At 46.3% G+C, this 13,649-nt stretch carries 19 protein-coding genes; 10 read left to right on the forward strand and 9 right to left on the reverse strand.

Annotated features, from left to right (window positions below; translation table 11 throughout):
• Window positions 1-125: 125 nt before the first annotated feature.
• The 8 genes from OGX90_RS00395 (at window position 126) to OGX90_RS00430 (ending at window position 5,766) form a co-directional block, all read left to right on the forward strand.
• Complete coding sequence (locus tag OGX90_RS00395; protein WP_032636197.1) at window positions 126-419, forward strand: helix-turn-helix transcriptional regulator; 294 nt, start codon at window positions 126-128, stop codon at window positions 417-419.
• Window positions 420-423: 4 nt separating this feature from the next.
• Window positions 424-1,749, forward strand: coding sequence for a type II toxin-antitoxin system HipA family toxin (locus OGX90_RS00400; RefSeq protein WP_047744996.1), 1,326 nt, complete (start codon window positions 424-426; stop codon window positions 1,747-1,749).
• A gap of 60 nt (window positions 1,750-1,809) precedes the next feature.
• Complete coding sequence (locus tag OGX90_RS00405) at window positions 1,810-2,016, forward strand: hypothetical protein (protein ID WP_000134171.1); 207 nt, start codon at window positions 1,810-1,812, stop codon at window positions 2,014-2,016.
• Between the two features lie 100 nt (window positions 2,017-2,116).
• The gene (locus OGX90_RS00410; protein ID WP_047744995.1) at window positions 2,117-2,527 is read left to right on the forward strand and encodes a hypothetical protein; all 411 of its coding nucleotides are present in this window, start codon (window positions 2,117-2,119) and stop codon (window positions 2,525-2,527) included.
• A 12-nt stretch (window positions 2,528-2,539) separates the two neighbouring features.
• Window positions 2,540-3,355, forward strand: a complete 816-nt coding sequence (locus tag OGX90_RS00415; protein WP_196357423.1) for an HNH endonuclease — start codon at window positions 2,540-2,542, stop codon at window positions 3,353-3,355.
• A gap of 253 nt (window positions 3,356-3,608) precedes the next feature.
• A complete protein-coding gene (locus OGX90_RS00420) occupies window positions 3,609-4,034 on the forward strand; it encodes a hypothetical protein (protein WP_001043851.1) in 426 nt (141 codons plus the stop codon).
• 550 nt (window positions 4,035-4,584) lie between these two features.
• Window positions 4,585-4,893: a hypothetical protein gene (locus OGX90_RS00425; protein ID WP_001224686.1), complete on the forward strand. Its 309-nt coding sequence runs from the start codon at window positions 4,585-4,587 to the stop codon at window positions 4,891-4,893.
• A 15-nt stretch (window positions 4,894-4,908) separates the two neighbouring features.
• Window positions 4,909-5,766, forward strand: a complete 858-nt coding sequence (locus OGX90_RS00430) for an HNH endonuclease signature motif containing protein (protein ID WP_047744993.1) — start codon at window positions 4,909-4,911, stop codon at window positions 5,764-5,766.
• A gap of 607 nt (window positions 5,767-6,373) precedes the next feature.
• On the opposite strand, the gene OGX90_RS00435 is transcribed toward OGX90_RS00430, so the two are convergent.
• From OGX90_RS00435 to OGX90_RS00460, 6 genes are all read right to left on the reverse strand, one after another.
• The gene (locus OGX90_RS00435; RefSeq protein WP_001287391.1) at window positions 6,374-6,778 is read right to left on the reverse strand and encodes an H-NS family histone-like protein; all 405 of its coding nucleotides are present in this window, start codon (window positions 6,776-6,778) and stop codon (window positions 6,374-6,376) included.
• 177 nt (window positions 6,779-6,955) lie between these two features.
• The gene (locus OGX90_RS00440) at window positions 6,956-7,249 is read right to left on the reverse strand and encodes a hypothetical protein (RefSeq protein ID WP_072052371.1); all 294 of its coding nucleotides are present in this window, start codon (window positions 7,247-7,249) and stop codon (window positions 6,956-6,958) included.
• Between the two features lie 25 nt (window positions 7,250-7,274).
• Window positions 7,275-7,511, reverse strand: coding sequence for a hypothetical protein (locus OGX90_RS00445; protein ID WP_024143026.1), 237 nt, complete (start codon window positions 7,509-7,511; stop codon window positions 7,275-7,277).
• Window positions 7,512-7,552: 41 nt separating this feature from the next.
• The gene (locus OGX90_RS00450) at window positions 7,553-8,008 is read right to left on the reverse strand and encodes a hypothetical protein (protein WP_047744992.1); all 456 of its coding nucleotides are present in this window, start codon (window positions 8,006-8,008) and stop codon (window positions 7,553-7,555) included.
• A 59-nt stretch (window positions 8,009-8,067) separates the two neighbouring features.
• Window positions 8,068-8,733: a hypothetical protein gene (locus OGX90_RS00455; protein ID WP_047744991.1), complete on the reverse strand. Its 666-nt coding sequence runs from the start codon at window positions 8,731-8,733 to the stop codon at window positions 8,068-8,070.
• 57 nt (window positions 8,734-8,790) lie between these two features.
• Window positions 8,791-9,171 (reverse strand): hypothetical protein, encoded by a 381-nt coding sequence (locus tag OGX90_RS00460; RefSeq protein ID WP_084833453.1) that lies wholly within the window; start codon window positions 9,169-9,171, stop codon window positions 8,791-8,793.
• Window positions 9,172-9,813: 642 nt separating this feature from the next.
• Between OGX90_RS00460 and OGX90_RS00465 the strand changes: the two genes are divergently transcribed.
• Window positions 9,814-10,632: a DUF4942 domain-containing protein gene (locus OGX90_RS00465; protein ID WP_000193208.1), complete on the forward strand. Its 819-nt coding sequence runs from the start codon at window positions 9,814-9,816 to the stop codon at window positions 10,630-10,632.
• A complete protein-coding gene (locus tag OGX90_RS00470) occupies window positions 10,632-11,834 on the forward strand; it encodes a coiled-coil domain-containing protein (protein ID WP_000571923.1) in 1,203 nt (400 codons plus the stop codon). The genes OGX90_RS00465 and OGX90_RS00470 overlap by 1 nt, the downstream gene beginning before the upstream one ends.
• Window positions 11,835-11,897: 63 nt before the next feature.
• Here OGX90_RS00470 and OGX90_RS00475 read toward each other — a convergent pair whose 3' ends face one another.
• Genes OGX90_RS00475 through OGX90_RS00485 form a run of 3 tightly spaced genes read right to left on the reverse strand, consistent with a single transcriptional unit; the run spans window position 11,898 to window position 13,623 of the window.
• A complete protein-coding gene (locus OGX90_RS00475) occupies window positions 11,898-12,101 on the reverse strand; it encodes a hypothetical protein (protein ID WP_000121164.1) in 204 nt (67 codons plus the stop codon).
• Between the two features lie 12 nt (window positions 12,102-12,113).
• Window positions 12,114-13,433 (reverse strand): DUF1173 family protein, encoded by a 1,320-nt coding sequence (locus tag OGX90_RS00480; protein ID WP_286622919.1) that lies wholly within the window; start codon window positions 13,431-13,433, stop codon window positions 12,114-12,116.
• A gap of 22 nt (window positions 13,434-13,455) precedes the next feature.
• The gene (locus OGX90_RS00485) at window positions 13,456-13,623 is read right to left on the reverse strand and encodes a hypothetical protein (protein ID WP_000220758.1); all 168 of its coding nucleotides are present in this window, start codon (window positions 13,621-13,623) and stop codon (window positions 13,456-13,458) included.
• Window positions 13,624-13,649 lie beyond the last annotated feature (26 nt).

Genomic DNA, 13,649 nt, shown 5'->3' on the forward strand with positions numbered 1-13,649 from the left:
GCCTAAAGGTTGTTTCTCTTGCTTAACAGCTTTTAGGCTGTTAATTTGATATTACAGCTTTTAGGGTGTATGTTTAGAAAACAGCCTGCAAGGTGTATCAGAGGAACTGCCGAGGCCAGCTTATGATCAATAATGATTACCCGTTAAACACGCTCAACCAGTTGCGTCCCTTGCTCATTGGTTTTCGCAAGGCGAATGGCCTGACGCAAAAAGACCTGTCCGAAAGGTTAGGGGTCACTCAACAGACATACTCACGTCTGGAAGCCAACCCTGCCAGTGCGAGCATTGAACGGCTATTCAAGGTGTTTTCTATCCTGGGCGTAAAAATCAGCTTCTCCTCGACAACCACCTCTTCAGAGAGGAAGCAGACGGAAGAAATGCTTAAATCAAACTCACCTGCACGACAGGAGAAATGGTAACGATATGAGCCGGAAACAGCAGCGTCTGGCAATCTGGATGAACGGAATCAAAGTCGGATACTGGGAAAAAAGTAAAGGGGTAGACAGCTTACAATACCTTCCTGACTGGAGTGCAGACGAACAGGGAAGGCCGCTGTCATTGTCCCTTCCTTTTACTCCCGGGAACCAGGTCTGGCGTGGAAATGTGGTACGTGACTATTTTGATAATTTACTCCCGGACAGCGAAGGCATACGCAGACGTCTGGCAATGCGTTACAAGGCCGATAGCCTGGAGCCTTTTGATCTGCTGACGGAGCTGGGAAAAGACTGCGTGGGCGCGATACAGCTGCTTCATGACGGAGACGAACCCACAGATTTATATTCCGTGAAGTGTCACCCTCTTACTGAATCAGAAATTGCGGCAACTTTGCGTAATACCACGGAGACATTGCTACCGGGCAGGCCAGAAGATAATGACGACTTACGTTTATCTATTGCCGGTGCTCAGGAGAAAACAGCCCTACTGTGGCATGAAGATCGGTGGTGCATGCCGGAGGGTAATACACCAACGACGCATATATTCAAGCTACCACTCGGACTTGTGGGGAACATGAAAGCCGACATGAGCTCGTCGGTTGAAAATGAATGGCTCTGCTCGGTACTTCTCGAACAGTACGGGCTCCCCGTGGCAAGAACGCAGATTGCTCACTTTGAAGATCAGAAAGCGCTGGTGGTAGAACGTTTTGACCGAAAATGGTCAGGAGACGGACAATGGATCATTCGTTTACCCCAGGAGGATATGTGTCAGGCCCTGGGCGTTTCGCCATTACGAAAATATCAGGCGGACGGCGGGCCAGGTATATCGGAAATTATGGAAGTTCTGAGTAATTCAGACCGCGCAGAGCATGACAAAGCGCAGTTTTTTATGACGCAGATAATTTTCTGGATGATGGCCGCAACAGATGGCCACGCTAAAAATTTCAGTATTTCTATTGGGCCACAGGGACGTTATCACCTTACACCACTCTATGATGTGTTGTCGGCATGGCCGGTGATCGGTCATGGGAACAATCAGATATCCTGGCAGAAGTGCAAACTGGCAATGGCCGTACGTGGCAGTAGCAACTATTACCAGATATATCGAATACAACGACGCCACTGGATCAGGCATGGTGAGATAACCGGCCTGAGTAAACAGCAGACGGAGGCGATGATAGAGGAAATCATCGCCAGAACCCCGGGAGTCATTGAACGTGTTAGCGGGCTTCTTCCGGACCAGTTCCCCCCGCAGCTTGCCGAAAGTATTTTTGATGGAATGAGGCAGCAATGCAGGCGCCTGGCTGAGAAATAACAGCCGCAATTTATAGTGTGCATGTTTTCAGAATAGCTGATTTAAGCGTGAGGATTCAGTATGACTGAAGAACAAAAAAGAATTGAGCGGGCTATTGAGTTGGCTTGTCGTTACGGTGGAACCGATGAAATGCATCATCTGCAATGGGTCGTGGATCAGATGGTAAGAGAACTTGCTGGAGAACGTTATGCACAGATTGTAGCTGATGCCACCAGCGGAGAAGATGGGCCTGATACTTACAAATGGAGTGTTGGGATCGCGCCTTAGCATCTGTCGGTCTGGGGATGAAAACGTACTTAACATCCAGCGAATTCCCAGACTTCACATTAAGACTAAAGCGACGGCCGCAATCACGTGAGAGAAAAAAATGGCAATTTTAGCAATCATTGCAGTTATCGCCCTGGGTGGATACGTCTACGGATTTATTAAAGTCCGTGAACTGGGTGCATTACGTAAAGAAATGAAACTGTACGTGGATCGCATGGAAGCGGCGGAGCTGGACTTACACGCAATCAGAAGCGTAGCGGAGCACCGGTTACACGGTGCAGGTAAACAGTTTGCCGATCTTTACAGCCGTATTGACGGTACAACTGTGACGCTGACACCCGAAGATCAGCTGTTACTGTCAACGATGCCATTTAATATCCAGGATGTAGAAGACATCGTAAACGAGCGCGGTCCAAAGACAATTAGCGGCCGTCCGTTCTGGGAAGTTGAGCCAGGCCAACATGACTATGAATATGGCCCGCAATATCCGTATTTCCCAGACCAGCGCTAGAAAGAGATCAAGATGAGAGAGCCAAGACCCCGCCATACCTTGCAAGTCATTCGAGTGCCTTCTCTGGAGGTTCAGGATCTGGGGCTGACCAGCTTTGACAGCTGGCTTGACGAGAACGGTTATGACAAAACGAATGCCAGAAATAACCGTACCATCTGGGCGAGAGAAGGCGGATGGCATCTGAAACGTTGCAGAAATCTGGAAACTGGCAAGGACGATTTCTGGTTTATCGCTTTCGATGGTAAAGGCGGAAAGATTTACCCGCTGAAAACCCAAAGAGACTACCGGGCTGCATATCGTAAGCTGGAAGCAGAAGGTTATGCACCTGCGGTCATCGAGCAAATGACCACAGGCGCAGCATATAACCTGGCCTATCCACGTTCCACCCTAAAACAAGCTGAGACGGCCACCAGCGAACCAATGCGGAAACCTGACGTAGACATCCAGGGTGAGCGCTGCGAGCGCGTAGTGACGCAACGTAGTGGCGTGGCACAGGGTAAATTTAAAGCTCTGCTCATCGAGAATTTCGCGGGCCGTTGTGCGGTAACCGGTTGGGTTAATGGCGGTGTCCTGGATGCGGCACACATTGAACATGGAACCCGGTACAATCCGTCTAATGGCATCCTGATGACTCCAACAATGCATGCGCTGTTTGATGCCGATCTTATGGGCATAGATCCGGCCACCCTGACCGTTCATTTTAAGCCAGGCATTGAGGTGGGCGAGCTGTTTGAAGGCCGTAAAATCACACCGCTGGTGTACGATCTGGACTTAGAGCGGTTGGCCGTACGCTGGGCAGAATACCAGGGCCTTGCTCAGGACCAATGAAGGGTGTCAGCCAGGTTGTGCCAAAACCTGGTAGTAAAACCTGCATGCCACAAACCTTTAAATTCTGACTCAAGAGCCTGGCACAAGATAAAAGCGAAATGAAAAGGTTAAAACCGGTGCACCAGACCTCTTAGGTTTAATACCTGAGCCAGTATACTGGCAGTCTCAGGTAAGTGGGTATCATACACTTCATAAATATCCACACCGAGATAAACGCAACAGTTAAAGAGCTAAAAAGGACGGTTTCAATTATATGAATAAAACAGCGTTAGTTATGATTCTGGGAATCCTCGGATGTGGTAAAGCATTTGCAGCCACTGAATTACAGCTCCAGCAAAAACGCGTTATGCATTTCTGTGCCAATGCCAGCCTTCCGTTGTTAATTGCCGGTACAACTTATGCGAATACGTCTGACAATGGACGACCAGAAAAAGAAAGAGTGGCAATCCTGAAAAACGCAGTTGTAAGCTCGACAGCTTATTCAATGGCATCTCCCGGAGTTCAGAGGGCCATGATGAGTGTGGTGGAAGATATTGCCGATCCGAAAGAATTAGCTCTTCATCAAAAAGAGGTTAGACGTCTTGGGGCTAGTTATCTTTCTGACAGCGGTGTTACATGGGCTTCAAAAACCGTTTCACCATTTACAGCCTGGTGTAACTTTAACCGTTTCGAAAGTTAAGACTGGCGAAGCGGTTCCTGATCAGGAAAGTTACTTTTCCGTGCGGGAACCGTGAGATACAGATATAGCTTAAGGGCTTTAAATTCTGGAAAACATTTGAAGATTTTATTGCGCTTGTCTGATATGAAACAGCCCCTGCATTTCTGCAAGGGCTGTAAGAGTGTGTACGGACTTTGGAAGGAGTGATGATATACGCCTGAGCCATCCCATCACCGCAGACAGGGTAATTAACCCTGACTAAAGCTTTCACCTATTCCGTCGCTCGCGAGCGGCTTTCGCACACTAACGAAGGTATGAGCCTTTCGTTGGTGTTTAATTTTTCAAACTTTGCATACGTTGTCAAGGAAGGTGAGCGAAGTTACAGGCATAACTACTTTTATCGGTATGAATGATAGGGTAGAGCTGGCCATGTTAAATATTGCTAACCCTGAAATCAGGCGGACAACCTCCGAGAATACTGCTAATAAGCATGAATGTCTTGCAACGGCGATAAAATGTTTCGCCATAACACTGAGCGAGAGTGGCTCATCCATCATCTACAGGAGCTTATATGCGCAAATTTAAGTACATAATCTGTCACCAGTGCGAAGGCCACGGGACCATGGAAAACCCGGCCTTTGAAAATGGATTCACCCAATCAGAAATGGCTGAGTGGGAGCCAGAAATGCGTGAAAAGTATTTTGCCGGAGCATTCGATGTTCGCTGTGACGTTTGTGCCGGTGACGGTAAGCTCAGCGTACCAAACGTAGCGGCTATGTCTTTTTCAGAACGACGGGTTCTGGCAGCACGGCGGCGTGATGAGCGTCTTCAGGCAGCTGATGAACGGCTGTCCCGCCAGGAACGAGCAATGGGGTACTAAGGTGCGACAGCAAAGATGAAAATGACGAAGCCAAAACCAGTAAGCCGGATGAAAAGACCGTTTATTAGTGAGCTTGCAGAACTGGGTTTATCGGGTGAAATTCTTTCAATTCGAACTGACGGCATGCAGGGGACGCTTATACCCGATCTTACCGCAGGGGTGAGTGAAGCAGGCCGTGTGAAAACCGGCAACTGGGTAATCTCTGACAAGAGAACCTTCGACCATGTCGTTTTGTGTGTTGAAAGACAAGATGAGAACCATGATGTGTTCGTAGGTAAATTCATCCAGTTACATGTAGCCGCTAATAAGAGCCTAAAGATCGTAGAAATGGGCGATGTGAAACTGGTGGCCATAACTAGCTCGATTCCTACCACTTTTAATGGGGGGATTAGGAGATTTAAAGGGGTTACGTATGTGTCACTTTCCCAAACAGCTCAAACCACTATCGACTTCCCGAAGCGTATCTACAAAGAGGGCCAGGAATGTACTTCTGTCACCAGCCCTGACCAAGGTCCTTTCGCCCGGGATGTTAGGTTGAATTGCTACGGGCGATGTGTTGTCACCGGCGTAAGGTCCCCCTGGCGTACTGAAGCCGCGCACTTAACGCCCCGTCATGAAGAAGGCATTCCCGACGTAACGAACGGAATTTTACTTCGCCGTGATATCCATACACTGTTCGACAATGACCATTGCGCCATAAACCCTGACACTATGAAAATTTACTTCAGCCGGGAGGCCCGGGAGTTGGATGATGATCTCCAGAAATGGCATGGCGATGAGATAGAGACGACACGCATGCAAGTTCCGGTTAACATCGAAAACCTTCGGATACGATGGCAAAAATTTAAGGCTAAGGATCGTCAGCGTAAATAAAGCCATAAGCTGAACCACGGCGAGGATTAGTCTTGTTCACTAAATGATAGCGAGAGATTAAATGCAAACCCAAAAAGAAATTACAGTTGGCCAGATCTGGGAAGAAGTGGATCCAAGACTGATCCGGAAAGTGCGAGTTGTTGAGGTGGCCTCGTTAGAAGGGCCCAAAGGCATCCTAATCGAAAACGTGGAGTCTGGTCGTAAGAACTGGGCGTCGTCATCCCGCTTTAATGGAAAGCGTGGAGGGTATCGTCTTATTTCCTGACGATTTTGCCAATATGGGAAACTGAAGAGGTTGAAACCATCCCGGTGAGGGAGCATATCTGGTAAAGAAGAGTCTTTAAAAAGGTTTTACGCGACCTGGGATAATAAACGGGAAAACGATACCCAAAAAAAGAATACAGCGATGATAACGATAAGGAATGGTAAGGGCTTCAATATTTTGAGAAATGACCTGGCTTCCTTTGCATCTGCATTTCTAATCAAACTGTCCACATAGGGATCACAGCTCTTAGGTTCTGAATTTTTCATATGTTCTGTACCTGAAAATTGATTCCGTATGAGAAAAGGCCACCGAAGTGGCCTCTATCAAAACTGGTGGCAAAAGTTAGATCAGGAAATCATCAAGACTTTTACCGGCTGCAATTTGTTCTGCCAGAGCTTTGGGGGTACGGCCCTGTCCAGTCCACGTTTTTGTTTCGCCATTTTCATCAGTAAATGAGTATTTGGCCGGGCGTGGTTCACGGCTTTTCTTGGTAGCCGTAGATTTGGCCTGGAATGAGCCAAGCAGCTCTTCCGGGTTGATACCATCTTCTTCCATTAACTTACGCAGGGCGTCAAGTTTCTCCTGACGAGCTTGCAGTTCGGCAGCTTTGGATGATTCTTCCTGACGACGCTCATCAACAATGACATTAAGCTTTTCGAGGATTTCCTCAAGTACTTCTAAAGGCAGCTCGCGGCCCTGGGCGCGAAGAGTACGAATATTGTTTAACGATTTGAGTGCTTCAGACATACGACCTCACTTTCTAATTCTTTGATAAGGATTTACTTAATCATAATACACTCTATAAGGAAAAAGATGCCAGCTTTATGTCTTCAGGTACAAAGATATCTTGCTAAGAATACTCCTTATCTTCCTTGTGCAGACTGATTCGTGCTTTCGATGTTGTTCGTGAGTCTTAAAATCTGCTCACTGTTTAGGGTATTCATGCTGTAAATCATCAAGAAGGAAGCGCAGAACAACATAAGCAATCGGAAAAGGAAACCATGCCAGTGACAGTCCATATATGGCGGAGATAAACATAGGGTAATTTAACTCACTTACAAAATTCGCATCATTGTATTGTTGAATCGAAATGGCAGAAGCAAAAATCATAATTAAAGTAAGAAAAATCCACTCTAGCCATCTCTTTTTATAACAAGCATAAGCGAAAGCTGAAGGGTAAAAAATAAAGCAAAAAATCCCAGCTGCAATTACGTTCATAAAAGTAACTTTCCTGATAGCGCCTTTATTTTTCGGATGCAGTATCATGTACAACTGCCATAACATTGATGATTGGCTTTCTTTTTCTAAAAAACCTTCCGCGCGGTAAAGTTTCTCCCGCTTTGAGACGATAAAGCCAGAAAACATAAGCCGGAGGAACATTGCTATCAAAAATATCAGAACAAGTTTGAACTGAGATGCCTACTGTATTGTCTTTCCTCATCTCTTTAAAAGTACCTTGCAACGCAGCGGATAACGTCATTTTTAAGAAACCTTTTTTCTGTTTGAACGGACAGACTTGACTTAGCTGGCTTGACTGTAATGCTTGCCACTAAAGATCCCTCGTTCTGAGGATGCAGGCACTACAAAGTTACCGTCAGGTCTAATCATACGAGTTTGGATGAAATTTTTGCCGGATTTGGTTTTTTCAACCTGGTACTCGATCTTCCATTCTTCTTTGACGGGACCGGATGACAAATGAACTAGAACCGGTACTTTTTTACGCGTTCTATCCAGAACAATACAATTTGATTTATCCGTATCAACGCTTCCCTGAAGAGTATTCAAAGAGCAATTATCATATCCCTCAACCGGAACTGCATTACCTTGGATATCAATTTTGAATCCTCCAGCTATTACAATTTCGGGTGCATTATCATTTAAAGTCTCGTCATAGGCTGCATCAACTACATCGCAAGCAGTAAGAGTAAGTGACGATGCCACAGCAAGACACAATAAAGAAAATCTGTTTTTGAGCATATTTGGGACCTTTTATAAAAATAAAATAACAGGAGAATTGTATCATTAACAGGCTAGTTCTAACGACTACCACTTTTAAGTATGTATTGAGCCAGTTTTATATTCAGGCACACCATATTGCACTCCAGGTCTTTCATCATTCTTGAAGAACTCTTAATTAAGTATTCTTCAAGTGGGCCAGCATATGCCCCTGATGTCACGATCGTTAGTTGTGTAAGAGGATGAGTCAAACTCTCAATGCCCTTCAGGATGTCATTCTGGACAGCAGCAATATAAACAGGCGAAGCCGCAATCAAATATTCATCATTCGGACTGGACTGCATTAACTGGCTTATAGTTGCGCAACGGTTATGCTTTCCTAGTGATTTTGTGATGGCTTTCCACCAGAGATCATGCCTGAATGGTACTTGATGAAATGTCGCCTCGTAAGAGGGCACCCGATCTCGACTATTTAAAAACCCCATCCCGGCAGAGATTATCCACAACTCCAGATTTCTGGTTGAGTTTAAAATTTCCTTTGCCGTAGACCAGTGATTACCTGAATACAAGGACAATGCCGGTACCGCCTGATTACTTCTGGCGTCGTCTACAATGTTACTCCAGGCATATGCTGCGTCGTCCGGGGTTTGTTTTGGATCTATGTTCAATGTCGGCCAGACGTGGCCCTGATGATTCTTGCCCTTTGTACAGGAAGTGATTAAGTGTACTGAGCGTTCAGAGAACATTATCTTCCTTACATACCCATAGAACAGCTTTCTAAGAACGGTGGGCTCGCCTGAAAATTACAAATCAGCCCCTTTCACGGCATCATTTTGATTCTTCCCATCTACCCCCAGTAAGATGACCGGTTTTCTGCATGGCAGTGTTATTCCTAACAAACGCAACACAAAACCACGCCAGCCAGAGCAAATTTTTTCATTTGCTGCGTAAAGCCTATTGTTTTCTCTTTTAAGCTTCGCCCACTCGTTACAGAGGGTAACATCATCAAGCGCTGTTATATGCTTCGCCTCACCTTCGACGATAACGGTATGGATACCGTATGCTGTAAATCTCATACTATTTTCCAGAACCCAGTTGCGGTATTCGTTGAGTCCACCTTCGGAACCGGTAGCTCTGCGCCACATTTCGATTTGCTCGTGTGATGGGTCAAGTGTACTTGTCATTGAAGCCTCGTCTCACCGAGAGCGCTAGTAATAGCACGCTTTGGTCAAAATGAAATTAGCCATCTGACTGGCGATTTGATTGTATCTTACTCATAGTGCCCTACCTATAGGTTAAAAAGGGGCATTTTCGCTTTATAGCGTGTTCAACAGCATCAATCCGCCCAAGAAAGGCTGGCTTATTAAACCGGTCCATCATTTTCTGTATATCTCTCACCATTTGCATATCCGGCCTGGAGTCCACCGTTCAAGCACTCCGATCAGGCAGGTAGTCACTAGTTAACTCTTTACTAGTGACTAAATTTTATCGCAAGACGTGACAACGTCACGTCATAAAGGCATAAAATTGCCCGTTTTTCATACTATGGGATTTAATTAGGAGTAAATCCCACAGGTTTACATAAAGCTGACATTTAAAAGTGTTAAAAATCAATCAGATAGAAAGAAAAGGCTCTCCGTAAGAACTCTTCTCATTATTTCGCCGCCCGGGGTTATTGCTGACAGATCTGAAAGTGCTAATATGTTAGTCATTAGTAATTAGTAAAGCCTTTACTAAACGCGTTTCTACGTAAATTCTATTAGTTTTAGAGGGTCCCTACCTTTGCTCAAATCAAAATGTTCTGACATACCAAAATGGAGTGTAAAATGACTCAAAACCAGGGTTCTGAGCCAGTACCGGCGAGCCGGACAGGGCAGCTCATCAGCGCCCGGGATATGGCCATGCAGAAATTCGAAGAAGGGATGCGGTTAATCTCGGAAGCGTCGGAACTGTGCGGTCTCTCTCTCTTCACCAGCAGAATTATGCAGCCCAACGCATTTGGTCTTCCGTCGTCACTGGATCGCACCATCGAGGAGGGGCGTAAGGAAATTGACCGTAAAACGTGGAAAAGGCTCTTTGAAGAAACAGGTATGGACCGGTACTGGAACCATAAGCAAAAAGAAGCCTTTAACGAATCCCTACGTACGGATCCGCCCGTCGCTTCCCTGGAGATTGTTAAGGGAACATTACAGCATGCACTGGCTAACAGACGAGACACGCTTGCAGAAGGTTTCGTTGATGTTCTCAACAAGCTTGACCGAAGTTTTAAAAGCAATGCACGGCAATATACAATGCCGAAAAAGCTTGTTCTTCGGGGGATTTTTCCTGGTGTGAACGTACTGAGGTACAACGGTTTCTCGCAGGACAATCACTTTTGTTTACGCGACTTTGAGAATATTGTATGCATCTGTTCTGATACTCCAACACCTGCAACCGGCGGTGGGCTGAGTATGGTCGACAGGCTGACGGCCATGAGAAATACAGATTTCACAGGCGAGGTCTGCGATGAGAATGGCTGGCGGTGTCGCCTGTTTGAGAATGGAAACGTTCATATTTGTATCGACAGTATCTCGCTTCTGAATGCTCTGAACGATCTTATCAGCATATATTTTGCAAACCAGCTTCCGGCCGCAGGAAAAAAATGATGATCGAAAACGATAAAGAAAAAAGCCTGAACGATGCTACCTCGCCAGAGGTGCAGAATGACATCCGCAGCGAATCCACAGAAAAATCAAAGGAAATGGGTCGTTCAAGGTACTCATCTATTGCGATGATCGATTACTTCAATGCAATCGAACGTCTGTGCGAAGAGAAAAAAATTAACCCGGAAAATATCGATCTGAGCTTCAAAGTTCACTGGCTCAGAAACGCTGTTGGCGGCTCGTTTGCAAGGTCACAGGAGATGTTCGCTGAGTACCAGAAGTATGTTAAAGAGGTTCCTGAAGAGGCCCGTTACCTGGATATACCCGATGAGGTGAAGGTTGCACTCGGCGATATTATCTCGTACATCACCTGGCACTACCGTAGAAGCTATACCGCAATACAGAGTGATAGTGTTAAAAAAGCTGAAGCACGTAGCATGCAGCTGGAGGAGGAGGTAACGCAGCTTTTACAGCGGCTTGAGCAAAGCGCTACCGATATGGATGAGCTGAAACTTGAGAATCAGGCGCTACAGGGTCGATTAGAGATCCGGGACAGTACCGTCAAGGAGTTAGAAACAAGGCTGAATGTTGCCGAAGCAGAACTCGAAACCTGCCATCACCAGTTAGATAGCACACGGCATGAATTAAGCCTCGCACAGCAGTCAAATGACTCACTCTCCCAGCAACTGGCTGAACGTAAAACAGAGATCGCTGGTCACCTTGAATATCAAAAAAAGCTGAACGAAGAGATCAACACTCAGCGTTCTGATAATGCCGGTCTTTCCAGACAATGCGACCAGTTAAGTCAGACTGTGTCAGATACAAAGGCAGAGAGGGACAGGTTTGAACAGGAATTGATTGCTGCACAGAACCTCTGTGCTGAGCTGAAAAGTGCACTGTCCGGGAAGGAGGGTGACCTGGTGGCGGTGAATGCCGAGCTTACTGAACTCCATAAACTAAACGAGTCGCTGAGCGCCGACCTGAAAAAAGTAACTTTGGTCAGCCAGGGCTATGAAGCGGAAGTGGCTGAACAAAGCAGTGAATTAAAAACGCTCCAGTCCAAAGTAATGAAGCTGGAAGCTACCCTGGAGGCAGAGAAAACAATCTCAGAATCCCTGAAAGGCACCATTGATACATTGACTGGTGCAATGGCAGGGGGAGGTACTGGAAAGTCAAAACAGCCGCGTAGTAGAAAAACATCATGATAAATGAAGCCAGGTTGATAGACTTCTCTGCATCCCCTGGCACAGTAGACCTTCTGCGGACATTCAGCCCGTCCGCAGGAGTTTTCGTCCTTCAGTCAACAAATGCACTACCTTTTTTGAGTCTCCACTTTCCAGTGCAGAAAACACGTTACCGATTTTACCAACAGCTTGTATCTGAGTGATAACCCCAGTCTTGTAATCATCAAGGATCCCTGACAGGAAAGCGTTCAGTTTTGTCTGTTCGCTTAGTGAAAGCATGTATGACATTTTTTCTCCATTTTAAGCAGGTGTGCCAGTTGAAAGAGGTTTACGTGATTCTGGAAAATGAGGCAGCACCATAGTTTCAGATGCTGTGGTCGCATCCCAGTGCCACCATCCATAAGGCCCATATTCACGGTTGTAATAATCTTTTTTGAGTTGCTTTCGGGCCAGATAAGCAGGAGTGGCCATACCAAATACTTCCATCGGGAACGGCTTATCGCTTTTTGTGTCGAGCAGGTAGAAGTCAGGGAACACCTCACTAATACTCGCATCATAACGCATGGGCTTAACGTACTGCCGGTGCTCTGCATCCAGCTTTTCTGCAACAACCGCCTCATAGGAGGAGTCCAGAGGTATCCAGTTCTCGCTAACGTGCATCAGCACAATTTGATGAGCTCTTACAGAAGGGCCTCTGCCGGTTACCGCAGCTGGTGACGTCAACGCAAAGACAACTATTTTCGCCCCGGATTTCCATGCTGCGTACTCCGATGAAAATCGTTTCTTTACGCTATCCCAATGGCCTTCTGAATTGAAAAAAATCAGCGGTAGCCCCCCAAAATTCCGCAGGGGTAAAAATTTAAGTGGCTTCTCATGCTTTTCAGCATCGTAGCGAGGTAAAACTGACAGGAGCATGAGACGTTTATCACTCATCGCCTGTGATGAAAGACGCTGAATTTGCGACTGAGCGACAGGTTGTTTCGGGTCAGGTATACCAATGAATAAATGGTCACCTATGCAGGCTCTGCCGGTACGAATTTGTTTAGCGGTTTCAAGCAGACGATACCGTACCAGTGAATCGTTACGTTTCCCTGCCATTTTCGGGTACCAGACATTCAGACCAGACTCTGTCCACAAAAGACTAAGCAAGCCCAGGAGGGTCATTGAGGCCTGACCTCCTTCTGGTCGCTGAACATGGGGCAGGGGAGGCACTTCTGATTTTTCAGGAGGATCTTTCTCTGTCATACCGATACCGAGCCTTACAGCCATATCACCTTCGGTTGTAATCCGGACCACACCACTCGCATATCCTTTCAGGCCGGTATGCCGGGCATCAAGGGAGAAGAATACACAGGAAGGATCATGCTCAATGCCCGTGTTAGCGGCTTTGACGAGAATAAAGGCATCACCGTTCGGTAAAGCACGAACATAAAGTCGCTTTTCTCCTTTTCCACGACATCCGCAGGTGATGACTGATTTTTGACCTGAGGTGTGGTGTGCCTTTTTAAGAGCCGACTGCCACCCTTTAGCAAACTCATCCTGCGTTTGAAAGTCAGGTGAATACCTTTTGACGTTTGGATCGTCGTCGTAAGCAATCATCACTGCGAATTTTTGGCTCATAGTAGTCTCCTAAACAGGAAGTTTAATATCCCAACCAAAGCAACACTTCCTGAGCGTCATACTGTTCCTTTACGCCCATGTCGCTAAAGAATTCTTCGAAATCTGTTTCGGGAACGCAATGCCTGGACAGTTCTTGTAATGCTCGTTCTTTAGATACCGTCTCACCTTCAGCTGATTCGAAATACGTCATGGTTGACCTCTGACATTATTACAACA

Origin of the sequence: Citrobacter sp. Cpo012 (assembly GCF_030333015.1) — a bacterium.
GTDB classification, from domain to species: domain Bacteria; phylum Pseudomonadota; class Gammaproteobacteria; order Enterobacterales; family Enterobacteriaceae; genus Citrobacter; species Citrobacter portucalensis.